Origin of the sequence: Pseudoalteromonas sp. Bsw20308, from assembly GCF_000310105.2 — a bacterium.
In the GTDB taxonomy this organism is placed as follows: Bacteria; Pseudomonadota; Gammaproteobacteria; order Enterobacterales; family Alteromonadaceae; genus Pseudoalteromonas; species Pseudoalteromonas fuliginea.
Window position 1 is genome coordinate 972,019 of sequence record NZ_CP013138.1, and the last position, 24,966, is coordinate 996,984.

Here is a 24,966-nt window from a genome sequence, read left to right on the forward strand (position 1 = left end):
TACTATGAAAATTACAAAAATTAATTGTCGAAGTTTGCAGTTGCATTGCAATCGAAGAACAAAAGGATGACAGATCTATGTCTACAGAAAATGCATTATTAACAATTTTAGTCGATAGAATAAATAACGATACACTCGTTTTACCTACATTACCTGAAGTTGCTGTAAAGGTTCGCCAAGCTGCTGATAACTCTGATGTCAATTTGATGCAAATGGCAGATGTGATATCACAAGACCCCGCGCTTTCTGCTCGTATGATAAAAGTAGCTAATAGTGCGATTATGGGGCGCTCTGTAAAAGTATCCAATTTACAACAAGCAGTGACACGTATTGGACTTCGTCAAATTAAAAATATTGCAACAGCAATGGCTATGGAGCAATTATTTGTATCTAATAACGAGATAATTAAAGGCTACATGGGCAAAGCTTGGCAAAAAACATTAACGGTTGCGAGTCATTCAATAACACTTATGGAGTTTTACTTAAAAAATAATAAACATACTTCATTAAATCGCGATTCAATCACTCTAGCTGCATTGGTTTATAACATTGGCGTGTTACCTATTTTAACTGAAGCTGAGCGTCATCCTGAAGTATTTGCTAACCCGAGCTTTTTAGCTCATGCAATTCAAAAGCTTAGTGGGAAAATTGGTTCTTCTATCATGCGTGCTTGGGAGTTTCCTGAAGAATTTTCTAATGTCGCTTTAAGTTGGGCTGATCCGAGTTATAAGTTAGAACAAATAAGTTATGTCGATTTCATTCGTATTGGCGCTATTTTAGAGGGAACACTCCAGGTTTCTGATAAGTCAGCTGCTTTACAAGTGTATATAGAAAAAGGGGTTATCCCTTCCATGGATCTGTTCTCGAGTGATGAATACAACGATATGCTTGACGATGTGAAAGACATGTTTAGCTAAAGTAAGTAATACCAGTCCGTTTAGATTATTTAAAGGTTTATACGGATTGGTATTAATGTTGATTATTAAAACACGATTTAATTGCAATGCTGTTTAAGGTATACATTGGAGCAATTTTTTGAAATATTTAAATAACCTGAACTCTGGATAATAAATCCATCCCGAGCAGCAATTTTTAGCGCTAACTGCGTTGAATTTACTTGCAATAGGCCAGTTATCGACAGTATTTTCTTATCTCAAAATAGGTCTCTTAATTAAGCGAATTGGGGATTATTTGCTGTACAAGCACGCACATTCTAACATTGTCATATTAAAAATCTGATAATCGCAACTCATATCAAATTTTTAACTGAATGTTGTAAGGCCTTAAATAACCTTTTTATGGATAACGTTTTACTAATTATTTAACTAGCCAAGCCAATTAATCAAAAACCTTAAAGCTGAGCAAAGCTGTCTACGTATTCACTTAGTTTTGGTATATCAACCGCTTGCAAACCATCGTTACTTCTAAGCACTAAGCCTTTTTCTACAAGTTCTGTAACAACCCGTCTGTAAGCTCTCTCAGTTGTTGCAAAACGTTCGGCTTCTGCATTTACCGTAGGGTAAGCTCTAAGCAGTGTAGGGTTGTTGTTTTCGGCTCTTAGTAAACAATCTTTAGCTATGTTGTAGCTTAGCGGTAGTAATAGCTTATCTAGATTGATTTTTTGATTTTCTTGAAATTTAGCCGCTATAGTCTGCGCTGTGTATAAACTCAGTTCTGGTTTTTCAAGCAGCAGCGCGCGCCAATGCCTTAATTCAATAAGGTTATAGGTTACATCACTAAAACACGTGACCGTATAAATACACGGATTATTATTTAGCGCTTCTATTTCACCAATAAGGGTGTTGTTACAATCCAATTGTCCTAACAGCAGGCGTCGTCCATTTCCTACATCGTAACTAAACGACACAGTGCCACTGCGTACAAGCACAAGCTTGCTTAAAGGCTGATCTTGATGGATCAGAACTTCTTTTTTTGATTGTTGATAGCTACTACCGGCAAAGGTTAAAAGCTGATCAACAAGGTAACTAGAAAAATGGTATTGAAACATCAATGTGCTCTTCGGACATTTGTCCTATTTATTACATCTTAATGACGATAGCATTAAGACACTAAGAATTTACGCTAACTTGCTACTAATACTATTAGCTTTGCTAAGAGTATTATTTTACCTTCATTTCCCGTGTAATGATTTAAGAAGTTGCTGGTATTTTCCGGCAAACTTTTTCAGGTTTTTTAAGCAAGTTAGCTTTTTTATTTTGTTGTTACTTTGCAATACTTATAAATGTCATAAGCTAGCAGTAGTGTAATGCTAACCTAAAGGCTGGGAGAGAACAATTGAGTTGGGAATATTTAGGTTATATTGCGTCAGCTTTATTGGTTGCATCGTTAACAATGACTGATGTAGTAAAACTACGCTGGTACAACATGTTTGGTTGTATTGTATTTACTGCATATGGTGTTGCCATTGGTGCAGTACCTGTGATTTTTACCAACGGCTTATTGTCGCTCGTAAATTTATATCACATTATAAAAATATATCGTCAGCCAAAAGTTGAAGCGCCTAAAAGCTAAAATACTAGGCTGTAACTATAAAGGGTTAACTTGCGTTAACCCTTTATAGTTTTTATTTATCGATAATATTTTTTTCTTTTTCGTACCGTTTTATTCCTGCTATCCATGTTTGCAACACATTCGTTTCATAAATTTCATCAACAGGTATTTTAAAGTAATCTTTGTCTATTAAAATAAAGTCAGCCCATTTACCTTGTTCTAAGCTACCAATTTTAAACTCTTGATGTGCGGCATACGCACCGCCTAAAGTAAATGCACGTAATGCATCTTCTCTACTTAATACTTCACTTGCACGCCAACCATTTTTAGGTAATTGATTGTGGTCCATGCGTGTAATGGCTGAATATAACCCATAGAATGGATTAGCGAGTTCTACAGGGTAGTCCGACCCAGCCGCAATAATAGATCCTTGCTGTAAAAAAGATTGCCAAGCGTAGGCACCGCTTAGTTGTTTTTCAGTTAAGCGTTGCTCTGCCATATGCATATCTGATGTAGCATGCACTGGTTGCATTGATGGGATTATCTTTAACTTTTTAAAGCGAGGAATGTCTTCAAGCGTTACAATTTGCGCATGTTCTATACGGTTACGAAGCAATATCCCTCCCGTTTTTTTAAACACCTTCTCATAAGCATCAAGTACCACTTTATTTGCTTTATCGCCAATAGCATGGGTGTGAGCGCTAAAACCGCGCTTAAAGCTTTGCGTAAAGAGTGCTTCGAGTTTTTCTTGTGTCTCTAGCATTAATCCATGATGGCCTGTACGGTCTGCATAATCTTCAATAAGAGCTGCGCCACGAGATCCAAGTGCACCATCGGCGTATACTTTAACACTGCGGATTGACATGAAACTGTTTGCGTCTTGGTATCGCCCTGCTTTAAGCATTGTGTTTAAGTCGGGGCTAGCGCCACTTAACATGGCCACAATACGCACAGGTAAATTTCCTAGTTCACTGCGTTCTTTGTAAACTTCCCACGTTGCTTTATCAATGCCAGCATCATGGGTAGAGGTAATACCTAAACTTAATAAATGCTTTCCTGCTGCATCAAGCGAATCGCTTATATCTTGCTTGGAAGCTTCTGGCATATGCTGGGTAATTAGCGATTCTGCTTTATCTACAAATATGCCGGTAGGGTTGCCAAATTCGTCTTTAATTATTTCACCGCCTTCAGGTGCTTTTGTTTGGGCGGTAATACCTGCAAGTTCGAGCGCTTTTGAATTTGCCCAAATAGCGTGGCTATCTACACGTGAAAGCACAACTGGACGATCATTAACTACTTTGTCTAAATCTTTAGCTGTTGGGAAGCGGGTATCAGCCCAAAGCTCTTGGTTCCAACCTCGCCCTATAATCCAACCTTGTTTGTTATTGGCAAATATTTTTAGTTTATTTTTGACTTCATCAACCGATTTTGCACCACGTACATCAAGCTGCGATAAGTTATCTCCCAGGCCAATAACATGACCATGAGCATCAATTAAGCCTGGTAATAAGGTGCTACCTTGTACATCAATGAGCTTGGCGTCTGGGTAGCTATTTTTTAGTGTATCGCCACCTACTTTTACTACTTTTCCATCTTTAATGACAAGGGTAGAAAACTGCTGTACTTCGCCTTTGTATAAAGGGGTGTAACCATTGGCGTTATAAATTACTTTTGTTTGTGCAAGAGTGTAGCTAGAACTTGCGCAAAGGCTGGCTAGTATGAGTGGTTTGATTAGTTTTTTGAGTAGCATAAGGCATTATTTTTTATTGTTAGTGAATCAACACTAACAAAATCATTTTTATAATACCAATATGATGAGATGGTTGGGGGACGAAGTAAACTAAAGCTAGTTAGTGATACCTACCTAGCTTAAGAGTTAACAATTATTTACTCGCGTATAAACCGTATTCATTTAATGTTAGCTTACCATCTTTATCTTGATCATAGCTTGAAAATCGAGACCAAAGAGCAGGGTCTATTGATGCTTCGCCACGTGTTAAAAAGCCATCTTGGTTTCTATCAAATTTATTAAATTGTTCAACAATATTATTGCTTGCGGCAAAACTTAGAGTGCAAAAAGTGCTGAATGCAAAAAGTGCCATATAGCGTATTTTTTTCATAGGAAATACTCAGTAGAGGTTATTGGTTAGATAATTTTTAAATTCGATTAATGAAATTTGGTTATCTTGATCTTTATCCCATATCAAAAATGTGCTCAATAATTGTGGTTGAGGTTCAAGTTCATCATGGGTTAAATAACCATTTTTGTTAGTATCGAGATGGGAAAAGCGTTGCTTAACATCAAGTGCTAGGGCGTCAAAACTTGATAGTATTAAGATGCTTGTAACAAAGGAAAGTATCCTCATGGTATTTCTTCCAAAAGATTATTTAACCTGTAATCTGGTTGAGAGGTTAATTAACACATCAGGCCTATTACAAGTAAATTCAACGCAGTCAGCGCTGGGAATAGCTGCTTGAGATAGATTTATTAACCAGAGTTCAGGTTATTTAGGTTATAAACAATTTAGTAGAAGCGGGGAAAGCACTTGCCATAATTTAAATCCCAACATTAAATCCTTTTACACACTCCCTCAGGGATTATGGCAAATGCTTTAGTTCACTCTACTAGATAAAAGCTTAAGCAAAACTTAACTTGTTAAGGCTTAAAGCTTTTAAACTCTGTCTTAGAAATTACTTCATCATCGTTTTCGTCTAAATCGGTAAATTGCTTCATTACTTCTTTGTCTTGCTTGGCTTCGATAATTGATATTTGTCCATCCATATCTTTATCTAAGTGGGCAAAACGCACATTTGTTGGCGATGCAATTACGGTGGCACTAATTGCTAAAAACATTAATGAAAAAGCGGCGATAAGTTGTTTCATAATCACGTTCCTTATTAAATGAGTTTATTGAATAAATTTTTTGAATTCATCTAGCGACAATTGCCCATCTTGATTAGTATCAATTTGAGAAAAATTCTCGTGTAACACAGCATCTTCACCTGCTTCGGCTTCACTTAATGTGCCGTTACTGTCTTGATCAAGTTCGTTAAAAGTCGCGTGAACGTCCACTGCGTGTGCATTAGCGCCGAAAAAGCCTAAAGTCAGTAATGATGAAATTACTAAAATGCGTTTGTTCATAATTATTTCCTTATTGATTAAAGTTATTACTCCTGTTACAAAAATGGTGCCAATAATAATTATTGTTATTTTTCAATTGGTTATTGTTTTTGCTTTAAGCCAATGAGAAGTTTTTACTGGGTTTATTGTAATTTTTGTGCGCCTTTTGCAACATTATTTGGTGGGGGTGAAAGGGAGTTTATTAAAATCAACGAGTTACGCTGTCTCTATTTGGCGACACATTGTTTTTGTAGCGCTGGCTGTTAATCGTATTAAATATAATTGCTGGTTCAGCTAGTGTATAAGGTAAGCACTTAATAATAGAACGCTTAACTTAAAAGGACTAAACGAAATGCCAGCAACCATAGCTAAAAAATACCAAGCAATGCTTAACTGGCGGCCTAATTTAATTGGGCAATTTGCAATGAGTATGCTGCTTTCGTTACTCCCGCTTTCTATAGTGGTGATTGTATTTTTAAATGCGCTTAACAAGCAATTAGCAGTTACTCAAAGTATCGTGAGTAACAACTATCAAGTTACCAAATCGTTTAATACTCTAAAACAAGAGCTCAACAGCCTTGAGCGCGCCACTAGGCAAAACTGGGTATTAAAAAGTGAATCGCTTGATAAGCTCATTGTCGATAAATGGCAATCATCCCTACAAAGCATTGATGAACTTAAATTTGTAAACACGAATAAAGAGTATATTCACCAATGGCAACGCTTATATACCACCTTACAAACCGCGCATGTAAAACTCGTTGAGCAAAAACAACAACAAGCTGAGCTATTTGTGCCAGTGAGCGATTTAGTTGCTGAGCTTACTTTATGGTTACGTGATAAAAACGAAGCGCAAATTACCAATAACCAAAATGAGCTTACAAGCCTGCAAGCGTCATTTATAAACTGGCTGGTGGCACTTATTCCGCTTACTTTAATTGTTGGTGGTGGTTTTTTATGGCGTATAAGTGGGCGACTAAAAGGGTTAACTACGGTTATTGATAAGCTAGGGCAGGGGCATTGGCAGCAAAAAATATCTGTGAAAGGTTCAGCTGAGCTTGTTGAGCTAGGAGAAAAGCTCCAATGGGTGCAAGAGCAACTTCATATGCTTGAGCAGCAAAAAGATACTTTTTTACGCCATGTTACCCATGAGCTAAAAACGCCCCTTGCTTCAATGGTTGAAGGCACTGACTTATTAACTGATGAAATAGTAGGCCCAATTACCGCTGAGCAAAAAGCAGTGCTTGAGCTTATTAGCCAATCTATGGTGCGCCTTCGCACAATGATTGACAGCCTGCTGAGTTATAATGCGATTCGCACCAGTAAAGACAGCTTAAGTGAAGTTGAGTTTAGTCTTCTTATTAATAAAATTAATAGCCATTTTGAGCATCGCTTAAGTGCGCGTGAGCAAGCTCTGCAGTGGCAAAACACTTTACCTAACAAACCGCTTGCTTTACCTAGTGAGCTTATTGAGATGATTTTAATTCAGCTTATTTCAAATGGCTTAAAATTTTCAGATAATAAGCAAAGCGTTACTATTAATTTAGCGCTTGAGCAAAACCAGCTTTGTATCGTTGTACTTGATAAAGGGTGCGGTATTAAAGAGCAAGAAAAAACTCAAATTTTCAGCGCATTTTATCAAGGTAAACACAGTAAAAATGTTACGCTGCAAGGCAGTGGGCTGGGCTTAACTATTGTAAAAGAGTCTGTTGAACAGCTAAGAGGTACACTTACTGTTGAGCATAACGAGCCACATGGTTGCCGGTTTTCAATTAAAATTCCCATAACAAAAAGTCTAGGAGTTAATTAACATGCGCTTGCGTTTAATTGCTATTTTATGTGTGCTTAGTAGCATGGTTATATCAGGTTGTGAAATTAATAATGGGCAAAAAGAGCGTGTGTCAATTACACCTGCACCTGTGGTCGATACAAAAAAAACGAACGACAAAAACAGTAACCCTAGTCCAAAACCTAGACCAAAAATTGAACCAAGCTATCCTCCTGCAGAGCAAGTTATTGCATGGCACGCTAATCAGTGTGGCGGATTTAAATTGGTACCTAACAAAGATGTTTTTACAGGTGAAAACGAGCTTAAACGCTTTTTTAAATTTATGTGCTTAAACATAAATGATGATCCAAATACGGTAATGACTAAGTTGCTAAAACTCGATCTTGCTTACTTTTGGCCTGATGACATAAAGCAATATTTATGGCTTCAAAAGCAGCAAGTAACTATGCAAATAAATGCTAAAAAAGAGCAGCAAGCACTTAATAATAAAATGCAAGAAACCCTCTCATCGTTAGCTACGATTGAGCAGCAACTTTTACTACGAGAAGAAACGAAGGAGCAGTAACGATGGCAGCAACTAAAGTGCAAAGTGCAAAAGTATTACTCGTTGACGACGACGCTAGCTTATTAAAACTGCTCGCTATTCGTATTGAATCAAAAGGATACGAAGTGACAACCTGTGAAAGCGGCTTAACCGCACTACAAATACTTAAAAGCCAAGTGTTTGATGCCGTAATAACCGACTTACGCATGGATGAAATGGATGGTATGGCACTGCATCGTCAGCTGCAAAGCCGCTACCCAGCATTACCTGTCATCATGATGACAGCGCACGGCTCAATTCCTGATGCAGTAGAGGCAACTAAGCAGGGCATTTTTGCATTTATAACTAAACCTGTAGATAAAGATGAGCTATTTGACAGCCTTGCTAAAGCAATTGAAATTCACGGTGTTAACGCTGATGAAGCTGCACCTAAAAGTAATATAGTTACGCGCAGTGGTGCAATGCTGCACTTGTTAGAGCAAGTAAAACTACTTGGGCCAACGCAAGTTAATGTACTTATTTCGGGGGCTAGTGGTACTGGTAAAGAATTACTCGCACAGGCGATTCATCAGCATAGTCATGTAAGCGGTGGCCCTTTTGTTGCAATTAACTGCGGCGCTGTACCGGGGGAGCTTTTAGAATCCGAATTATTTGGTCATAAAAAAGGCTCGTTTACGGGTGCAATTAAAGATCACCAAGGCTTGTTTCAACAAGCACAGGGTGGCACGTTATTTTTAGACGAAATAGGCGATATGCCGCTTAACTTGCAGGTTAAGTTACTGCGCGTATTACAAGAAAAAACAATTCGCCCAGTAGGTTTTCAAGAAGAGATAGCAATAGATGTGCGTATTGTATCGGCAACACACAAAAATCTTCCTGAAGCTATTTTAAACCAGCAATTTAGAGAAGATTTATACTATCGCTTAAACGTAGTTAATTTAAAATTACCGCCACTGTGTGAACGCCGCGAAGATATAAGCTTATTAGCACAACATTTTAGTGCAAGCATTGCTAAGCGCATGAACCAAAATGAAAAACACTTTGCAAGCGATGCTATGCATGCACTTGTACGTTACGATTGGCCAGGTAATATCCGCCAATTACAAAACGTAGTAGAGCAAGTTGTTGCATTAACGCCAAGCGAAGTAATATCAGAACACTTAGTGTTAGCAGCTCTTAATAGTAATGAAAAAAACGTAGAACCATTATCACTAAACGATGCTAAAAAAGAGTTTGAACGCGACTATGTAATTAACACTTTAAAAATGGCTGGTGGTAACGTAGCTGAAGGCGCTAAGCTTGCCAAACGTAACCGTTCAGACTTTTATAAACTGATTAAAAAACATAATATTGATGTAGATAATTTATAAAGAGAAGCAAATGCAGTTATTTATGGTGTATTTAGGGGGGCGAATTCAGGGTTGCCATATAGAAATGCATGATATTCGTTTTGTTGTAGGGGAGAATATAGAACAAACCTACTCAAAGTTAAAAAGCCAGTGGGTAGGCGACAGAAGTAATGTTCACATGGATAGCTACATGGCAATTAATCATATAGATGGTTTTAAAGTAGAAGTAGTCGAGAGCTATGTGGAGCAAAATAAACAACTCTATTTTGTAAATTTAGGCGCTTACCGAAGTGATTCTATGGCTGAGCAACACGACTTTGCACTGTATGTTGCAAGCAGTAGCCATGAAGCTAAAGAGCGTGCTAAAAACGATTTACTTGCAGGGCTTAGCCATATTCATAAAGATGATTTACATGATGTAGACGATTGCTTTGCCATTGATTTACTCGACAGCCAATTGAATATAAAGTTAACCCCCAGCGGTGAAGCACAAACCATAAAGCCAGATTGGTTTGGCTACCATATATTGTAATTATAATTTTACTTGGTTCAATAGGGATAAGTTGTGAAAAAGTATGGCTTCTTAGTGTTTATTCTATTATTGACCGGTTGCGAGTCAATATCGCACTTAGCGCCAGTAAGGGATCTCAATAAACTTGCAAAACAAGTAAAAAACAATCCCACCGATGTTAAAGCAATTGAAAAACAAGTAAAAAAAACGCGGCGTTCAATTAAGCAGCAAGTAGGGAGCGTTAGTCAGCTATTAGCAACGTTAGAAAGTGTAGTTAGTCGTAAATGGGGTAAAAAAAATACTCAGCAACCAACACGCAGAAAGTATGTAAAATACAGCAATGATTACCAAGCACGCGCTGTTATTGATTTTGACCGTAATATGGTACAGGTCGAAACCATAGCCACTAAAAATACCAATTCGCTTCTAACTCAAGCAATTGTAATGACATTATTAACCTCAAGTGATCCACATAAAACAGACATTTTTACCAGTGAATCGCCTATTTTAGGGGATGAACCTTTTTTGTATCAACAAGTGCTTGATGAAGACGGGCTCCCCATAAAATACCAATGGCGGGCAAATCGTTTTGCTCGTTACTTAGTAGACACTAAGGTACAAAAAAAACGTAGTGATGGTCATTCAATTACATCGGTATCTTTTCCTCTGGTAGAACAAAACGCTCACTTACGAAAGCAAAAATACAGTGAGTATGTTTTGGCTGCGGCAAAGAAATACCAAATATCTGCGTCGCTTATCTACGGTATTATTGAAACAGAGAGTCACTTTAACCCTTACGCAGTAAGTTCTTCAAATGCGTATGGTTTAATGCAAATAATTCCATCGCGCGCAGGAAGAGACGTCTATCAAAAAATAAAGAAAATACCAGGGGAGCCCAGTAAAGAAGTATTGTTTGATCCTAAAAGAAATATAGATATTGGCAGTGCGTATTTAAGTGTACTAAAAAATAGCTATTTAAATAAAATACAAACCAAACAAAACCAACATTACGCCATGATTTCTTCATATAACGGTGGCGCAGGCAATGTACTAAAAATATTTAATTCAAATAGAACAATCGCATTTTCAAAAATTAACCAACTAACGTCGAGCCAGTTTTATAAAATACTCACAACTAAGCACTCTAGAGCTGAATCGAGACATTACTTAGAAAAAGTGACCGTAGCAGAAAAAGCATATCAATAAGTTTCAAATTTATTTGTTATTGATAAACAAACCATAGCTGAGTTCCTGTTTTGGTTCAATCGGTTACTTCAATTTCAGATGAAATATTAAAAGGAGGTTTGGTGCTATTTTAACTGCCGTTTAAAGGCTGTTACTGGTGTTTGAGTGGGAGTGGCTTTACTTTCTTTGTGTGTTTTTTTAGGCTGTGTATCTTGTTTACTTTCAAAACATTGGCATTTAAGTGAATATTATTTAGGTGCTTGAAAATACATACGCCCTATGATGAATCAGCTTCCTTACTGCATTGAAAAATAACGGAACAACGTTACTAAAATCTGCGGTGGAAAATAAGTTTTAGTGCTCATCAGCGTGTGTTGTTATCTGTTAATTAGCTATCTTCATTAGAGTTGCAGTTATGACAGCCGTTGCACTAATACATGCTACTAGTAGTGGGACTATAACCTTCCATCGCTCAAAGTTTGAAACCTGCCTATCATGAATTTCAATAGCAACTTCAATTAATTTTTGCACTAAACTCGGCTCTAATCGCTCACGTATTTTCTTACCATTTTTGGTTTCGTAAGATGCTACGTAACGAGATACTAAAGAGACCCTATTTATTTTATCTTCCTCATCTCTAACACGAAATAGCTCAGGGTGGGATTTTGATAGCTCCACCCAAGAATTCGCAGACCTTGGAATTAGTTTTAGTTCTTCAATTAAGCCTTCTTCACTACGACTTGTATGTCGATGGAATGCTAAGACCTGAATTAGTGCGATGACTTCGCCTAGCCTATGCTCTTTTAAGTACTCTTTTGACATTGCAATATATCCCCATGGCTCATAAATAATGAAGTGTTAGGCTGGATTGGAATCTCGTTTTTACACCGAAGGATAAGGCATGACCTATTGGTAACTATACCCTCGCTAATTACGCCACGAAAAATCAGTTATTCCTCCTGTTCTTCTTTTTCACTCTTAGCCGCCATTTTAAACGCCACAATAACCAATCCAAACATAGCAAACGGCAGTGCTGCCAACATGTATTCAACCACATTACTGTCTTGAAAGTTTGCTTGTAGCAAAAAGTGACCTGCTACGCACATTAAAATAACTACCAATAAAATAGGCAGTAACATAAGTTCTTTTTTTGATGAATGATTTTTCATTGAATACGAGGCTGTAGCTAAAAATAATGCGCCATTGTAATGAGCTTGTTTAGGCTTGGCAAATACCGCAGAATTTTTTAATTAATGATATGATTAGCGTCAAACAATTGGGCAAGTGTTATTGGGAATAAAGTGAAAAGTAACTTAAAACAAGTTTACCTCGTTGGCGGTGCAGTGCGCGACAAACTGCTAAATATAAAATCAAAAGATAACGATTATGTAGTGATTGGGGAAACACCAAAAACGATGGAATCGCTTGGTTTTGTGCCAATAGGTAGCGACTTTCCGGTTTATTTACACCCAAAAACAAAAGAAGAATATGCACTAGGGCGCACAGAGCGCAAAAGTGGCAAAGGCTATACTGGCTTTGTGGTTGATGCCAGCCCAACCGTTACGCTCGAAGAAGATTTAGCAAGACGCGATTTAACTATAAATTCAATGGCGCTTGATGAACACGGTAATATTATTGACCCGTTTAATGGCCAAACAGACTTACAAAATAAAATACTGCGCCATACCACCGCTGCATTTGTAGAAGACCCTGTACGGGTACTGCGTATTGCCCGTTTTTTAGCGCGCTATGGCAGCGATTGGCGTATTCACCCAAGTACGTATGCATTGATGCGCGAGCTTAAAAATAAAGGTGAGCTAAATCATTTAGTACCTGAGCGCGTGTGGCTCGAAACAGAAAAAGCACTGGGTGAAAAGCACCCTGAGCTTTATTTTGAAGCATTGCAAGGCTTGGGTATTTTTCCAGAGCTTGAGCGCATGGTTAATGTACCGCAGCCAGCAAACCATCATCCTGAAGGGGATGTATTTGTGCATACTATGTTGGTACTTAGACGCGCCGCAGATTTAAATTTTGATTTGGAAACTCGTTTTGCAGCGCTGACTCATGACTTTGGTAAGGCGCTTAGTTTTAAAAAGTATGGAAATTTACGTGGGCACGAACGCGAAGGTGTTGCAATTATTGAGGCGTTTTGTGAGCGCTTAAAAGTGCCTAATCGCTTTCGCGATGTTGGTGTACTCACCAGTGATAATCACACCCTTTGCCACACAATTGATCAGTTAAGGCCGCAAACCGTTCACAAGCTAATAGTGACTAACTTAAATGCTTTGGTGCATCCGAATCGTTTTATAGCGTTTACTCAAGCGTGCCAATGTGATGCGCAAGGCCGTGGTGAAACATTGGTTGATAAGCCATACCCGCAAGCAGCTAAACTGCGAGCAATTCATACTGAGCTGCAAAAAATGGATAAGAAGCAAGTAGTGCAAGATGCGCTTAAAAATGGCAAAAAAGGCCCTGAAATAGGCGAAGAAGTAAAACTAGCAGAAATAAACTGCATTAAAGCATTTTTACAAAGCGAGAAATTGGAAGCTCAACAACGTTAGGCTGAGTTAAATTAAATAGTGTGACACGCCTTCGTTTTTAGGTATGTCGGGTTTTCGAAGTTCTTTATAATTAGCGTTCTTTGGTTTTACATTTTCAGATTTAGGCTTTTTAGATGGCCTATATAGGTCAAAAATAAAGTCTAGCTCTTCACGTTCTAGTAATTCTTTCATAAAGTAATCTCCTCAATAAGCAACTAGGGTATGGTCGTTCGACTGAATTAAAAGTGAATAGTTACATATGAAGTTGTACTAAATTGTAATCGGCAGGTTTTAAGGGGTGAGAGGGGTTTGTTTGTTAATTTATATGGAGTTAAGGTAAATTAAATTAACTCTTTTTAACTAAAAATATACAGCTTAATTTATTACGTACTTACTATTTGCATATAATGCTGTGGCTATAAATATAACGGTATAAATACAGCCTTAACCATTTACTAACGGCAGTGTTACGGTAAATACTACACCATCGGCTTGTTCGTTGTTTTGCGCAGTTACGCTGCCTTTATGGTAATCGCACACCAGCCTTACAATATAAAGCCCTAACCCCAAATGTGGCTGTTGCTGCATTTGCTGGCTACGTACCGACACCATTGAATCAAAAATATGCTCAGTTAATCCTTCGGGTAAAGCAGGACCTGTGTTTCTCACAGTTAATATTGCTTTATTTTCGCTCTGCGTAAGGCTTACATTAATAGCCGTATTGACTTCACTGAACTCCAGCGCGTTATTAATAAGTTTATCAAGCAGCTGAGCTATAAACTCCGGTGCACCTTGCATTGGTAATTTGTTTTGGCATACATCAAGCGTAAATAACTGGTTTGGGTAAGTAAGCTGATGGCCTTGCATGCAGCCATTTATTACTTTTTGTAAATCAAAAGGCTCAGGCTCGTTGCTTTGAATACTTTGCTCAAGGCGAGTGGCTTCGCTCATGGTGGTTATTATTTTCCCTAAGCGTTCAACGCCCTCACTGGCGCGATCGAGGTATTTTTGACTCAGCTCGTTTTGTGGCAAGCTTTGTAAGTTCTCGAGTGACGAGCGCACTACGGCAACCGGCGTGCGCAGCTCATGTGACAACCGCGACGACATATTTTCTAAGTAATCGGTATAGCCGCCAAGTCGGCTTACAATATTTGAAAAACTACGTGATAGGTCGCCAATTTCATCGTTAGCGTCGCTGTAATTAATACTGCCGGTAACACGCCCTTGTGCATCAATCGCTTGCTCAGCAGTATCGCGCAGTCGCCTAATTCGGTTTGATATACGTGAGGCAAAAAAGAACAAGGTGACAGTACCAATTAGCATCACAGCTAAAATAACGTTAAAGAGTTTTTCTAGCGATTTGTTACGCAGCGTACGTACGCCGTTTGTGGTTTCCTCTGCTATTACCGCGCCAATTACTTGGTCTTGGATCCAAATAGGGTAAGCGGCCGATAAAATAACGGCTTTACTGTCGGGTGTTAATCGCCAAGACGATGCTGGTTGTCCTTTTAATGCTTTCGCTAAATGTGTGCCCTGCATAGAGGCTACATCGTGCAGGGTATCTAAAAACTCATTTTCGGGGCGCGTTAATATTTTATAGTAAATAGGGTGTAAGTAATTTTGCTCAAAGCGCTGCCACCACGTTTCAGGTGCTTGGTTAGCAAGCCCATCAGCCCATACGCCATCTGCATTTTGAATAGTACCCGATTGCGCAAGTACGCGATGATGGTTATCGACCACCCAAATGCGGCTACCACTGTGGCCCATGCCTTTTAAAATACGGCTAATTTCTGGAGAAGGGACTAATACTGAGCCTAAATCGTTTGGGTTATTTAAGTTTGAGGTCGACATTATTTTAGGCTCTAACAATGCCTCTTTACTATCTACGTCAACAATAGCAAAGCCAAGTTTGTTGCCTAGCATGCTAATAGGAAAGCGCAGCTCTACGTTATAACCTGATTCGGTACTTTCAAAATAGCCCTGAATTTTTGTAAAAGGGGCTTTGGTATTTGCATCAAACGCATTAACCCAGGCATCTTGGCGTGGCGCAATTATATAGGTATTAAATTGGCCGTCAGGTGTTTTTAAGCCAATTTGTAAATAATCGTTATTGGTAATACTTAAGCTATTTTTAGCGCGATAAATAAGGGTATTGTCGGTGACTTTAAATACGGCGTATAAGTAGTTATCAAATTTTCCCACCATGTGATCAAACGATAAGTCACTGGCTTGATGTTTGTTATCTGTTTTTTGTAAGTAGCGCTTATCGTAATGCCAAAATAGCGGTTGATAGCTGTCCCAATCGTTAAGTTTACCGTCGAGCTGAATAGGATTTTTAAGATTATAAGCGTATAAATCGCGGCCTTTTACTACTTGGTCTAAAAAGTTGGTTTGCTCGTCAAATAATGCAGGGCGTTCATGTAGTGCAGTGGCAAGTGCGCGAGTAGTGCCTACGAGGGTTTTTTCTTGGCCTTGGCGTAAAAACTTTTCCATTTCCCATACGTACTCGTAGCCAAGCCATGGCAGCAAAAACAAAAAACATGAAAGCAATATAAATTTACTGCGCAGACCAAATCGTAGCATTAGTGTTGTTCCCACCGATAGCCCATACCGTACACGGTATCTATACAATCAAAGGTGCTATCGAGTGCTATAAACTTTTTACGAATACGTTTTACGTGTGAAGTAATAGTGCTGTCGTCTACATAAATTTTTGCATCGCTCATTAAATCGTTACGGCTTTTAACATGGCCTGGTCGCTGGGCGAGTGAATGCAGCATCCAAAATTCGGTTACGGTTAAATCAACTAATTGTTGCTGCCAAAATACCTGCATACGTTGCGTGTCGAGCGTTAACTGCCCGCGTGTTATGAGGGCGTTTGCATCAGCGGGTTGTTCAAGTGCTTCCATTCGGCGAAACAGCGCACCAATACGTGCAGCCAAGTGAGCCAAGCTTATGTCTTTTGTTAGGTAGTCGTCGGCGCCCATGCGCAGGCCGCATACGGTATCTATTTCGCTATCGCGGGCGGTTAAAAAAATAATAGGCAGTGTTTTAGAAAGCGTTCGCAATGTTTGGCAGAGTAAAAAACCACCATCTATTTCATGGCCTAGGCCAATATCAACAATGGCTAAATCGGGCAGGGTATTTTTAAATGCAGCTTCAGCGCTGGCGCGATCTGCAAAGCCACTCACTTGGTAGCCCTGTGCGCTCAGCATTTCTATGTAGTTTTCGCGGATTGCGGGTTCATCTTCAATGATGGCTATTTTTTTCATCTTAATCATTATCCTATCGGCTCTGTTGTGCACTATATCGAAGTTTTTAAGCTAAGTAAGGTTAAAAAGGCAATTGCCATTTTTTTGCCACAATTGCTCAGCAGTTTGCCATTTTTGATCCCCTTTGCTGCCACTTGAGCTTGTTTTAATACACCCATCAAAACAAAACATCACAAATTAAAAAGTAAGTTTAAGGATCACATCATGAAGAAGACATTAATTGCGTTAACACTCGTTGCTAGTTTTTGTACTCCAGCAATTGCCTCAACATCTAACACGCCATCAAAAGAAGCCCATAAAGAAACGGCTATTGGGCTAGGTGCAGGCGCTATTATTGGCGGCGTAGTAGGCGGGCCAATTGGTGCATTTATTGGGGCATTTGCTGGTGGTTTAATAGGTGATTCAAAAGTAGCTGATAACAAAATTGCAGAGCAAGAGCGTGCAATTACGGTCATGAAAGAAAAAACCAGCGATTACCAACACGTGCTTAACCACAATAATATGTTAGAGCAACAGCTAGAAGTGCTTGCCAATCAAAATGAGCAGTTGACTCAAGTTCAAATTAATAACTTATTGGCGATGACGGTGCAATTTAAAACAGGTTCAAGTGTTATTGCCCCGCATTTTGCGCTGCAGTTAGACCAACTCGTTACCTTGTTAAACAACCAACCACAACTCGCACTTGATTTAAGTGGCTTTGCCGATCAGCGCGGCGATGAGCAAGCTAACCTTTTACTTTCTAAAGCGCGTGTAAATGCCGTGCAAAGCTATTTAATAAAACACGGTGTGAGCCACAAACGCTTAAGTACGCAGGCATTTGGCGAGCAGCAAACATTGGCTAACAGCAACACGGTGGAAGATAACTTTTTTGATAGACGCGTAACGCTTACCACTCGCTCAATGAACCCAGTAAATGGCCAAACGGCGAGTAACTAAATCTAACTGAATCTAAGTAAAATAAAGCGTTCGATGGAGTGATTTTATGTTGAGTAAACCAACCAAAATGCTTACTAAAGTAAGCATTTTTATATTCATAGCGATTGTGCTGTTAGCGAGCTTCAAAAGCCATGCGCAATCACCCAAGTTAGAGCTTTTTGATAGTAATGGTGCGCCAGCAAGCCCAGCAATAATATTAAAAAGCGACGCCAATATGACCTTAACAGGCCTAATTAATCATGTTGTAGTAACGCAAACCTATCAAAACGAAAACCCGTTTGCAGTCAACGCGCGCTACGTTTTTCCATTGCCTGATGAAAGCGCCGTACATGCCATGACGATGCGTATAGGTGAGCGAGTCATTAAAGGCCAAATTGATAAAAAAGTGGAAGCCGAAAAAAAATACGAGGAGGCTAAAAAAGCAGGTAAGCAAGCGGCCCTTGTACGCCAGCAACGCGCCAATATGTTTATTACTAATGTGGCGAATATTGGCCCTGGTGAGCAAGTGATTATTGAGCTTGAGTATCAAGAAATAATTGATTACAGCAGCGGCACATTTGCTATTAGGTTTCCTACTACCATTACACCGCGTTATCACGCGATTAGTGGTGAGGTTGAGGTTAATACTCAAAATCAAGCGCACGTTAACTCACTCCTAACGGGATGGTTAAGCCCTGTTTACAGTATTAAAAGCAGTACTCAAAATGATAACGTACCAAGCAGCCAATTTAGCTTAAACATTAATATAGACGTAGGCTTAGAGCTGGTGGATATCAATTCTAAATTTCATAATGTTGATGTACAAAACACTGCGTTTGGACAATATAAAATAGCCTTAAATGAGACAAATGCAGTTAATCGCGATTTTGTACTTGAGTTTAAACCGCTGCAAAAAGAGCAGGCTCAAGCCGCATTTTTTACTCAGCAGTTTGAAAATGGTGATCGATACGGGCTTGCTATGCTAATGCCACCAGGGGATCACTTTACACAAACTCAGCGCTTACCTCGTGAAATGGTATTTGTAGTTGATACGTCAGGCTCTATGCACGGGCAATCTATGGAGCAAGCTAAAAAAGCCTTGTTTTATGCACTTTCATTACTTGATAGCGACGACAGCTTTAACATTATTGGTTTTGACAACATAGTAACTCCAATGAGCGATAAACCACTAATAGCCAGTGACTTTAATTTGCGCCGTGCAGAGCGATTTATTTATAGCCTAGAGGCCGACGGCGGCACTGAAATACAAGGTGCGCTTAATGCCGTACTTGATGGTAGCGAGTTTGATAGTTTTGTACGCCAAGTTGTATTTTTAACTGATGGCAGCGTAAGTAATGAAGATGCATTATTTAAAAATATTCAAAGTAAGTTAGGCGATAGCCGCTTATTTACAGTGGGTATTGGCAGCGCACCTAACAGCTTTTTTATGCGCCGAGCAGCAGATATAGGTAAAGGCTCATTCACGTTTATAGGCAGCACAAGCGAGGTGCAACCTAAAATGCAGCAGTTGTTTGATAAGCTAGCACATCCGGCTATTACTAATTTGGCACTAAGCGATGAAAGCGGTAACAACTTAGATTTTTGGCCATCACCACTACCTGATTTATATTTTGGCGAGCCTATCATGGTCGCTATAAAACTTAATAATGCTAAAAATGTGGTACTTGCTGGGCAAGCAGCACAAGGGCCTTTAAGTATTAAATTAAGTACACAAAATAGTTCAAGCGCTCAAGGTATAGCAAAACTGTGGGCGCGCCAAAAAATCAAGTCATTACTTTTATACAACGAGCAAAGTACAGTTAAAGATGAAGTACAGGATCTTGCGCTTACTCATCAATTACTTAGTCCGTTTACTGCTTTTATAGCGATTGAACAAACTCAAATAAAAGAAGTGGCAGAGCAAACGGCGCAAGCTACTAATGCATTACCACAAGGTATGGCAATGCGTTTACCGCAAACCGATGGGCAAAGCAGGTTACATATATTACTAGGCTGTATTTTATTATTGGGATTTAGCGCGCTTAAAATAAATCGAGGGCTTAAATTAAGCAGGGCACGTAAATGAAAAAGTGGCTAAGCGTGGGCTTACTAATAGCTGGGCTTGGATTATTTGGTCACGGCGCTTATATGCAGGCAAAAGCGTGGCTTGCTCAAGTATTAATTGAGCAAGCATGGCAAGAGGCGCTTAAATCACCCGGCACTAAAGTAAAACCGTGGTATTACGCCGACAGCTACGTTACTGCAAAGCTTGATTGGCCAAGTCATAATAAAACATTAAGTGTATTGGCTGGAGCGAGTGGCCGTAACTTAGCGTTTGCGCCTAGCCAATTTTTACCCGCAGGAGAGCTTGGCGGAAAAGAGTTTGGAAACGAAAAGGGCGCGCTAATAGCCGGGCATAACGACACCCACTTTGCATTTTTACAAAACGCCAAAGTGGGAGAGGCGTTTACTTTGCAACTGCAAAGTGGGGTGATTCAAAATTATAAGGTAACGGGGATTGAGGTTATTCATCAATCCCAAAACTCATTTTTACAAACACCTGGGCTGTATTTGCTTACCTGTTACCCTTTTGATTCGCTTGCCTCGGGTACTGATTTAAGATTGCTTGTATCTGCGCAAATGTCTTCGCCTGATTCGCTAAGCGGTATATCCACCACGAGTTCTTGATGGCGCTGGCTTACCATTACGCCAATAAATACCACAAATATGCTCAGCCATTGCCAAACGTTGAGCACTTCGCCCAAAATAATAGCTGACAAAATAAGTGTAAAAATAGGAATTAAATTAGAGTACGCAGCAGCGGTTAATACCGATACCTTGCTAATTGCATAGTTGTACATGCCATACCCGCCAAGGGTTACACACGAACCTAAATACAAAATGCTCATAAGCGCGGTTAAGTCGTGTTGGTTTTCGCTTGGTAGGTCGATAAAAAACAAAAACGGCGCAAAAAACAAGCTGCCGCTAATACCTTGCAACGCAATTAAAGTCAGGGGCGAGTAGCGATTAGCTAAATGTTTAATACTTACGGTATAAAATGCAGCGCACACCATAGCCATAAGCTCTAAAAAGTTACCCAGTAACGGATTAGGTGCCTGCTCAGAACTGGGTGAAAGAAGCGTAAGTAAAATACTGCCGCCAATACACAGCGTAAAGCCGACAACAATGGCTTTGCTTATATGTTCTTTAAGTAATACAAAGGCAAGCAGCGCAATAATAATAGGCAAGCAAGAGACAATAACACCGGCCTGCGAGGCTGATGTGTATTCCATTGCATGGCCTTCAAATAAAAAGTACAAGCAAGGCTCAGCAAGCGACATACCCACTAAATACTTCCAGTCACCTTTTAAGTACTCAAACCGAATAACGTAGCGCCATAAACAAAGCGACAAAACTAACGTGGTGAGCATGCGTAAAAATATCACCAATGCAGGGTCGTAAATGGCAATGGCGTATTTGAGCGCAATAAAAGAGCTGCCCCATAAAAAGGTGGCAATAATTAAACATAAACTGGCAGGCATAGAGAGTAATTTACATAATTTAATAAAATCAGATCCTAGCATGAATATTTTTAACTTGTTCAAAAATACCGAGCTGGTATAAATTAATTCATCTTTAATTAATCAGTAGTAAAAAGCACATGCAAAGGGAACAGGTAATAGTTGTAAAGCTTGGTACAAGCGTACTCACTGGCGGCACCGATAAACTAGATAAAGCACATATGGTTGAATTAGTACGCCAATGCTGCGAGCTTAAAAAGCAGGGGCATCACGTTATTTTAGTATCGAGCGGCGCGGTTGCTGCTGGGCGCGAACAACTATTAAAACCCTGTGGCAGAAGCTTAATTGATAAACAAATGCTTGCTGCAATTGGACAAGGTCAACTTATTCATATTTGGCAGAGCCTATTTGCTTTATACGGTGTAAACGTAGGGCAAATGCTACTTACTCGCGCCGATGTAGACGACAGAGAGCGCTACCTTAATGCCCGCGATACACTCAATGCGTTATTAAATTACGACGTTGTACCCATCATTAACGAAAATGACGCAGTCGCAACCAGTGAAATAAAAGTAGGCGACAACGATAATTTATCGGCACTTGTCGCTATTTTGGCTAATGCTAATAAGTTACTGCTACTTACCGATCAAGAAGGGTTATTTACCAGCGATCCGCGCACAAACGCCGATGCCACCCTCATTGGCGAAGTAACACATATAAACGATGAGCTGCGCCAACTTGCTGGTGGCAGTGGTACAAACTTAGGTACTGGCGGCATGGCAACCAAATTACAAGCAGCCGACATCGCAAGGCGTGCAGGTGTTGAAGTTATTATTGCTAAAGGCGCAGGTAAAAACGTTATTTTAAAATGTATGAGTGACGAGTTACCAGGTACACGCTTTTTAAAACTCACCGCTCCAAAAGATGGCCGTAAAAAATGGCTACTCGCTGGGCCTAAAAGTACCGGCCAAATTGTTATAGATACAGGTGCTATTGCAGCGCTGCAAAATAAAGGCGCAAGCTTACTTGCTAAAGGCGTTACTAATGCATTTGGACGTTTTGAACGCGGTGATTTAATTGATTTAATAGATAATAAAAATCAAGTGATTGCACGGGGCTTAACGCGCTTTAGTAGTACCGAGGTAAACAAAATAAAGGGTGCTCATTCTAGTCAAATAGGCCAATTACTCGATTACGATAGTGGCGCAGAAGTACTTCATAGGGATGATATGGTATTGCTATAGAAGCACTTTTAGTAAATTAAATTACTTGGGTGTAATTCTCGCAGTATTACACTTTTTTGATTGTAAATTTGTGCTAAAATCTGGCTCCTTAAATTGTTGTAAGCAGAGCACAGAACATGAAATTAGTTCGTTGGTTTTTAGGTTGTATAATCTTATTCTTTAATTTTGTATTTACTCCTCGCAGTAAAAAGCGCGCAAGCGACGAGCAAGCACAGCTTGATCTGCAAACCTCACAATTTAAACTGTATCAATTTAAAGCATGCCCGTTTTGTGTAAAAGTACGTCGCGCCATTAAACGCGAAGGCTTAAACATAGAAACGCGTGATGCAAAAGACAATGAGCAATATCGTCAAGAGCTACTAGAGCAAGGCGGTAAAGTTAAAGTTCCTTGCCTGCGTATAGAGCAAAACGGTCAAGTACAATGGCTGTATGAATCAAACGATATTATTGCTTACTTAAACAAAGTAGCTGCATAAACCACTTTTATTATCTCACTTATTTAAAGAGAATATACCATGACAATTCGCACCCGTGTTGCCCCGTCGCCAACTGGTGACCCGCATCTTGGCACCGCTTATATCGCCTTATTTAACTACTGTTTTGCTAAACAACAAGGCGGTGAATTTGTACTTCGTATAGAAGATACAGACCAAGTACGTAGCACGCCAGAGTCTGAACTTGCGATTATGGATAGCCTACGTTGGTTAGGGCTTGAGTGGGATCATGGTCCTGATGTGGGTGGCGAATTTGGTCCTTACCGTCAATCTGAGCGTAGCGATTTATATAAAAAATACGCGCATCAGTTAGTTGACGATGGCAAAGCGTTTTACTGCTTTGCAACAAGCGAAGAGCTTGATCAAATGCGTGAAGAGCAAATGGCAGAAGGCTTGCGCCCTAAATACGACGGTCGTGGTTTAAACTACACAGATGAAGAAATTAAAGCAAACTTAGCGGCAGGCAAACCTTACGTTATACGTATGAAAATCCCAAGCGAAGGCACATTTAAGTTTAACGACTACCTACGTGATGAAATTGAGATCCCGTGGGAAAACGTAGACATGCAAGTGTTATTAAAAGCAGATGGTTTCCCAACGTACTTTTTAGCGAACGTAGTTGACGACCACCACATGCAAATTAGCCATATTTTCCGTGGTGAAGAATGGATTAACTCAGCACCTAAGTTATTAAAACTTTACGAAGATTTTGGTTGGGAAGCGCCAGTACTTGGTCACTTACCATTACTACGTAACCCAGATAAATCAAAGCTGTCTAAGCGTAAAAACCCAACATCTATTAATTACTATAAAGAAATGGGTTACCTGCCAGAAGCCGTACTTAACTACTTAGGTCGTATGGGTTGGTCAATGCCTGATGAGCGTGAAAAGTTCACACTTAATGAGATGATTGAAAACTTCGACATGAAGCGCGTATCGCTTGGTGGTCCAGTATTCGACGTAGATAAATTAAGCTGGTTAAACGGCATGTGGATCCGCGAAAACCTAACCGACGAGCAGTTAATTCAGCGCTTTGTTGATTGGAAGTTTAACGGCGAAATGCTCGCTAAAATATTACCAGAAGTTAAAACACGTATTAATACGCTGTCGGATATGGTTGAGCTTGCAGGGCACTTTGTAGGTGGTATTCCAACTTACGATCCTGCGCTATTAACAGCCGGCAAAGCAGACGAAAACGTGATTCGCCAAGCGCTGCAATTTTTTGTATGGCAGCTTGAAGGTTTACGTAGCTTTGAAAAGCCAGCTATTTTTGCAATTGCAAAAGAAGTGGCAACATTCCACGAGCTTAAAATTAAAGACTTTTTAGAGCCAATTTTTGTCGCAATTACAGGCAAAACATCAAGTACGTCAGTGCTTGATGCAATGGAAATATTGGGGTCTGACTTATCACGTGCTCGTTTACGTGTAGCCCTTGCTCATTTAGGTATTTCTAAAAAGCAGGCTAAAAATATAGAGCGTGCGTACCGCGAATACCCAAGTGCATAATTGCTAAACAATGTACTTTTAAAAGCCGAGCTTTACTAAGCTCGGCTTTTTTGTTTCAGGCTGTTTAGCTATATGACATCGTATTTTGATATTGTTTAGCCTAAGCATTCATAATTTACTAAATGCTACAATGCAGCATATAAACTCATAGGAGGCAGTATGATTGCAACCGTTAAAAACAAAGCTATTTTTAGCAGTAATACATTTTCGATAAACCTTGTTACTTACCCAACTAATCACAGCGTAATGAACCATATTGACCCTGTGCAGCAAGGGCGCTATTACAAGCTCAATTTTGTATTAGAGCAACCTAAAACAGGTGGGGTATTTAAATGCTCAAAATGCATTATAAATTTATTTAATCGCGTGTATTTGTTTAGACCCGATAAGTACGAACACAGCGTATCTAAAATCGAGTCTGGAAAGCGCGTACTACTTAGCTTTGCGCTTAATATATAATTTGC

At 39.5% G+C, this 24,966-nt stretch carries 27 protein-coding genes; 15 read left to right on the forward strand and 12 right to left on the reverse strand.

Features of this window, described 5'->3' with window-relative positions; all coding sequences use genetic code 11:
- Positions 1 to 77: 77 nt before the first annotated feature.
- The gene (locus tag D172_RS04190; RefSeq protein ID WP_007377026.1) at positions 78 to 917 is read left to right on the forward strand and encodes an HDOD domain-containing protein; all 840 of its coding nucleotides are present in this window, start codon (positions 78 to 80) and stop codon (positions 915 to 917) included.
- Positions 918 to 1,351: 434 nt separating this feature from the next.
- Here D172_RS04190 and D172_RS04195 read toward each other — a convergent pair whose 3' ends face one another.
- Entirely contained in the window at positions 1,352 to 2,008 is a 657-nt protein-coding gene (locus tag D172_RS04195) for a Crp/Fnr family transcriptional regulator (protein ID WP_002962665.1), read from the reverse strand.
- Between the two features lie 287 nt (positions 2,009 to 2,295).
- Here D172_RS04195 and D172_RS04200 point away from each other — a divergent pair, with 287 nt between their 5' ends.
- A complete protein-coding gene (locus tag D172_RS04200) occupies positions 2,296 to 2,532 on the forward strand; it encodes a YgjV family protein (protein WP_007377025.1) in 237 nt (78 codons plus the stop codon).
- Between the two features lie 52 nt (positions 2,533 to 2,584).
- Here D172_RS04200 and D172_RS04205 read toward each other — a convergent pair whose 3' ends face one another.
- From D172_RS04205 to D172_RS04225, 5 genes are all read right to left on the reverse strand, one after another.
- Positions 2,585 to 4,261 carry an amidohydrolase gene (locus tag D172_RS04205; protein ID WP_007377024.1) on the reverse strand — a complete coding sequence of 559 codons (1,677 nt, stop codon included), beginning with the start codon at positions 4,259 to 4,261 and terminating at the stop codon, positions 2,585 to 2,587.
- A gap of 133 nt (positions 4,262 to 4,394) precedes the next feature.
- Positions 4,395 to 4,631, reverse strand: a complete 237-nt coding sequence (locus D172_RS04210; RefSeq protein ID WP_007377023.1) for a calcium-binding protein — start codon at positions 4,629 to 4,631, stop codon at positions 4,395 to 4,397.
- 9 nt (positions 4,632 to 4,640) lie between these two features.
- Entirely contained in the window at positions 4,641 to 4,877 is a 237-nt protein-coding gene (locus tag D172_RS04215; RefSeq protein WP_033016114.1) for a calcium dependent protein, read from the reverse strand.
- A 290-nt stretch (positions 4,878 to 5,167) separates the two neighbouring features.
- On the reverse strand, positions 5,168 to 5,395 hold the full coding sequence (locus tag D172_RS04220) for a hypothetical protein (RefSeq protein ID WP_007377022.1): 228 nt from the start codon (positions 5,393 to 5,395) through the stop codon (positions 5,168 to 5,170).
- Between the two features lie 24 nt (positions 5,396 to 5,419).
- The gene (locus D172_RS04225) at positions 5,420 to 5,653 is read right to left on the reverse strand and encodes an EF-hand domain-containing protein (protein WP_007377021.1); all 234 of its coding nucleotides are present in this window, start codon (positions 5,651 to 5,653) and stop codon (positions 5,420 to 5,422) included.
- A 331-nt stretch (positions 5,654 to 5,984) separates the two neighbouring features.
- Here D172_RS04225 and D172_RS04230 point away from each other — a divergent pair, with 331 nt between their 5' ends.
- From D172_RS04230 to D172_RS04250, 5 genes are read left to right on the forward strand one after another with little or no spacing between them, the layout of a single operon-like run.
- Entirely contained in the window at positions 5,985 to 7,442 is a 1,458-nt protein-coding gene (locus tag D172_RS04230) for a sensor histidine kinase (protein WP_007377019.1), read from the forward strand.
- A 1-nt stretch (position 7,443) separates the two neighbouring features.
- A complete protein-coding gene (locus D172_RS04235) occupies positions 7,444 to 7,986 on the forward strand; it encodes a hypothetical protein (RefSeq protein ID WP_007377018.1) in 543 nt (180 codons plus the stop codon).
- A 2-nt stretch (positions 7,987 to 7,988) separates the two neighbouring features.
- A complete protein-coding gene (locus D172_RS04240) occupies positions 7,989 to 9,335 on the forward strand; it encodes a sigma 54-interacting transcriptional regulator (protein WP_007377017.1) in 1,347 nt (448 codons plus the stop codon).
- A gap of 10 nt (positions 9,336 to 9,345) precedes the next feature.
- Positions 9,346 to 9,846, forward strand: a complete 501-nt coding sequence (locus D172_RS04245) for a DUF1543 domain-containing protein (RefSeq protein WP_007377016.1) — start codon at positions 9,346 to 9,348, stop codon at positions 9,844 to 9,846.
- 33 nt (positions 9,847 to 9,879) lie between these two features.
- A complete protein-coding gene (locus D172_RS04250) occupies positions 9,880 to 11,031 on the forward strand; it encodes a murein transglycosylase domain-containing protein (RefSeq protein ID WP_007377015.1) in 1,152 nt (383 codons plus the stop codon).
- 363 nt (positions 11,032 to 11,394) lie between these two features.
- Here D172_RS04250 and D172_RS04255 read toward each other — a convergent pair whose 3' ends face one another.
- Both D172_RS04255 and D172_RS04260 read right to left on the reverse strand, forming a co-directional pair.
- Entirely contained in the window at positions 11,395 to 11,832 is a 438-nt protein-coding gene (locus tag D172_RS04255) for a hypothetical protein (RefSeq protein ID WP_033023622.1), read from the reverse strand.
- A 128-nt stretch (positions 11,833 to 11,960) separates the two neighbouring features.
- Positions 11,961 to 12,179 carry a hypothetical protein gene (locus tag D172_RS04260; protein WP_033023621.1) on the reverse strand — a complete coding sequence of 73 codons (219 nt, stop codon included), beginning with the start codon at positions 12,177 to 12,179 and terminating at the stop codon, positions 11,961 to 11,963.
- A 132-nt stretch (positions 12,180 to 12,311) separates the two neighbouring features.
- On the opposite strand from D172_RS04260, the gene D172_RS04265 reads away from it, so the two are divergent.
- The gene (locus D172_RS04265; RefSeq protein ID WP_002961634.1) at positions 12,312 to 13,571 is read left to right on the forward strand and encodes a multifunctional CCA addition/repair protein; all 1,260 of its coding nucleotides are present in this window, start codon (positions 12,312 to 12,314) and stop codon (positions 13,569 to 13,571) included.
- 6 nt (positions 13,572 to 13,577) lie between these two features.
- On the opposite strand, the gene D172_RS21565 is transcribed toward D172_RS04265, so the two are convergent.
- The 3 genes from D172_RS21565 to pdsR all read right to left on the reverse strand — a co-directional run bounded on the left by D172_RS21565 (position 13,578) and on the right by pdsR (position 16,822).
- A complete protein-coding gene (locus D172_RS21565) occupies positions 13,578 to 13,742 on the reverse strand; it encodes a hypothetical protein (RefSeq protein WP_002961633.1) in 165 nt (54 codons plus the stop codon).
- A gap of 252 nt (positions 13,743 to 13,994) precedes the next feature.
- Positions 13,995 to 16,133 (reverse strand): proteobacterial dedicated sortase system histidine kinase, encoded by a 2,139-nt coding sequence (gene pdsS / locus D172_RS04270; RefSeq protein WP_058230534.1) that lies wholly within the window; start codon positions 16,131 to 16,133, stop codon positions 13,995 to 13,997.
- A complete protein-coding gene (pdsR, locus tag D172_RS04275) occupies positions 16,133 to 16,822 on the reverse strand; it encodes a proteobacterial dedicated sortase system response regulator (protein ID WP_002961631.1) in 690 nt (229 codons plus the stop codon). Before pdsR ends, pdsS begins: the two co-directional genes overlap by 1 nt.
- 204 nt (positions 16,823 to 17,026) lie before the next feature.
- Between pdsR and pdsO the strand changes: the two genes are divergently transcribed.
- From pdsO to D172_RS21185, 3 genes are read left to right on the forward strand one after another with little or no spacing between them, the layout of a single operon-like run.
- Positions 17,027 to 17,758, forward strand: a complete 732-nt coding sequence (pdsO, locus tag D172_RS04280) for a sortase-associated OmpA-like protein PdsO (protein WP_007377011.1) — start codon at positions 17,027 to 17,029, stop codon at positions 17,756 to 17,758.
- Between the two features lie 46 nt (positions 17,759 to 17,804).
- Positions 17,805 to 19,823, forward strand: coding sequence for a marine proteobacterial sortase target protein (locus D172_RS04285; RefSeq protein ID WP_007377010.1), 2,019 nt, complete (start codon positions 17,805 to 17,807; stop codon positions 19,821 to 19,823).
- Positions 19,820 to 20,425: a class GN sortase gene (locus D172_RS21185; protein WP_081824594.1), complete on the forward strand. Its 606-nt coding sequence runs from the start codon at positions 19,820 to 19,822 to the stop codon at positions 20,423 to 20,425. Before D172_RS04285 ends, D172_RS21185 begins: the two co-directional genes overlap by 4 nt.
- On the opposite strand, the gene D172_RS04290 is transcribed toward D172_RS21185, so the two are convergent.
- Positions 20,320 to 21,279, reverse strand: coding sequence for a DMT family transporter (locus D172_RS04290; RefSeq protein ID WP_033023620.1), 960 nt, complete (start codon positions 21,277 to 21,279; stop codon positions 20,320 to 20,322). The two genes, D172_RS21185 and D172_RS04290, sit on opposite strands and share 106 nt — an antisense overlap.
- A gap of 119 nt (positions 21,280 to 21,398) precedes the next feature.
- Here D172_RS04290 and proB point away from each other — a divergent pair, with 119 nt between their 5' ends.
- The 4 genes from proB to D172_RS04310 all read left to right on the forward strand — a co-directional run bounded on the left by proB (position 21,399) and on the right by D172_RS04310 (position 24,961).
- A complete protein-coding gene (proB, locus tag D172_RS04295) occupies positions 21,399 to 22,502 on the forward strand; it encodes a glutamate 5-kinase (protein ID WP_007377006.1) in 1,104 nt (367 codons plus the stop codon).
- Between the two features lie 116 nt (positions 22,503 to 22,618).
- On the forward strand, positions 22,619 to 22,978 hold the full coding sequence (locus D172_RS04300; protein ID WP_007377005.1) for a glutaredoxin family protein: 360 nt from the start codon (positions 22,619 to 22,621) through the stop codon (positions 22,976 to 22,978).
- Positions 22,979 to 23,017: 39 nt separating this feature from the next.
- A complete protein-coding gene (gltX, locus tag D172_RS04305; protein ID WP_007377004.1) occupies positions 23,018 to 24,502 on the forward strand; it encodes a glutamate--tRNA ligase in 1,485 nt (494 codons plus the stop codon).
- Positions 24,503 to 24,661: 159 nt separating this feature from the next.
- On the forward strand, positions 24,662 to 24,961 hold the full coding sequence (locus tag D172_RS04310; RefSeq protein ID WP_007377003.1) for a hypothetical protein: 300 nt from the start codon (positions 24,662 to 24,664) through the stop codon (positions 24,959 to 24,961).
- Positions 24,962 to 24,966 lie beyond the last annotated feature (5 nt).

What these genes read in the sequence shown, in the direction of transcription:
- D172_RS04230 (WP_007377019.1), top strand. Translation starts at nt 5,985, where the DNA reads ATGCCAGCAACCATAGCTAAAAAATACCAAGCAATGCTTAACTGGCGG.
- D172_RS04235 (WP_007377018.1), top strand. Translation starts at nt 7,444, where the DNA reads ATGCGCTTGCGTTTAATTGCTATTTTATGTGTGCTTAGTAGCATGGTT.
- pdsS (WP_058230534.1), bottom strand. Translation starts at nt 16,133, where the DNA reads ATGCTACGATTTGGTCTGCGCAGTAAATTTATATTGCTTTCATGTTTT.
- pdsR (WP_002961631.1), bottom strand. Translation starts at nt 16,822, where the DNA reads ATGAAAAAAATAGCCATCATTGAAGATGAACCCGCAATCCGCGAAAAC.
- pdsO (WP_007377011.1), top strand. Translation starts at nt 17,027, where the DNA reads ATGAAGAAGACATTAATTGCGTTAACACTCGTTGCTAGTTTTTGTACT.
- D172_RS04195 (WP_002962665.1), bottom strand. Translation starts at nt 2,008, where the DNA reads ATGTTTCAATACCATTTTTCTAGTTACCTTGTTGATCAGCTTTTAACC.
- D172_RS04215 (WP_033016114.1), bottom strand. Translation starts at nt 4,877, where the DNA reads ATGAGGATACTTTCCTTTGTTACAAGCATCTTAATACTATCAAGTTTT.
- D172_RS21565 (WP_002961633.1), bottom strand. Translation starts at nt 13,742, where the DNA reads ATGAAAGAATTACTAGAACGTGAAGAGCTAGACTTTATTTTTGACCTA.
- D172_RS04220 (WP_007377022.1), bottom strand. Translation starts at nt 5,395, where the DNA reads ATGAAACAACTTATCGCCGCTTTTTCATTAATGTTTTTAGCAATTAGT.
- D172_RS04225 (WP_007377021.1), bottom strand. Translation starts at nt 5,653, where the DNA reads ATGAACAAACGCATTTTAGTAATTTCATCATTACTGACTTTAGGCTTT.
- D172_RS04240 (WP_007377017.1), top strand. Translation starts at nt 7,989, where the DNA reads ATGGCAGCAACTAAAGTGCAAAGTGCAAAAGTATTACTCGTTGACGAC.
- D172_RS04285 (WP_007377010.1), top strand. Translation starts at nt 17,805, where the DNA reads ATGTTGAGTAAACCAACCAAAATGCTTACTAAAGTAAGCATTTTTATA.
- D172_RS04210 (WP_007377023.1), bottom strand. Translation starts at nt 4,631, where the DNA reads ATGAAAAAAATACGCTATATGGCACTTTTTGCATTCAGCACTTTTTGC.
- D172_RS04205 (WP_007377024.1), bottom strand. Translation starts at nt 4,261, where the DNA reads ATGCTACTCAAAAAACTAATCAAACCACTCATACTAGCCAGCCTTTGC.
- D172_RS04260 (WP_033023621.1), bottom strand. Translation starts at nt 12,179, where the DNA reads ATGAAAAATCATTCATCAAAAAAAGAACTTATGTTACTGCCTATTTTA.
- D172_RS04245 (WP_007377016.1), top strand. Translation starts at nt 9,346, where the DNA reads ATGCAGTTATTTATGGTGTATTTAGGGGGGCGAATTCAGGGTTGCCAT.
- gltX (WP_007377004.1), top strand. Translation starts at nt 23,018, where the DNA reads ATGACAATTCGCACCCGTGTTGCCCCGTCGCCAACTGGTGACCCGCAT.
- D172_RS04255 (WP_033023622.1), bottom strand. Translation starts at nt 11,832, where the DNA reads ATGTCAAAAGAGTACTTAAAAGAGCATAGGCTAGGCGAAGTCATCGCA.
- D172_RS04310 (WP_007377003.1), top strand. Translation starts at nt 24,662, where the DNA reads ATGATTGCAACCGTTAAAAACAAAGCTATTTTTAGCAGTAATACATTT.
- D172_RS04190 (WP_007377026.1), top strand. Translation starts at nt 78, where the DNA reads ATGTCTACAGAAAATGCATTATTAACAATTTTAGTCGATAGAATAAAT.
- D172_RS04300 (WP_007377005.1), top strand. Translation starts at nt 22,619, where the DNA reads ATGAAATTAGTTCGTTGGTTTTTAGGTTGTATAATCTTATTCTTTAAT.
- D172_RS21185 (WP_081824594.1), top strand. Translation starts at nt 19,820, where the DNA reads ATGAAAAAGTGGCTAAGCGTGGGCTTACTAATAGCTGGGCTTGGATTA.
- D172_RS04290 (WP_033023620.1), bottom strand. Translation starts at nt 21,279, where the DNA reads ATGCCTGCCAGTTTATGTTTAATTATTGCCACCTTTTTATGGGGCAGC.
- proB (WP_007377006.1), top strand. Translation starts at nt 21,399, where the DNA reads ATGCAAAGGGAACAGGTAATAGTTGTAAAGCTTGGTACAAGCGTACTC.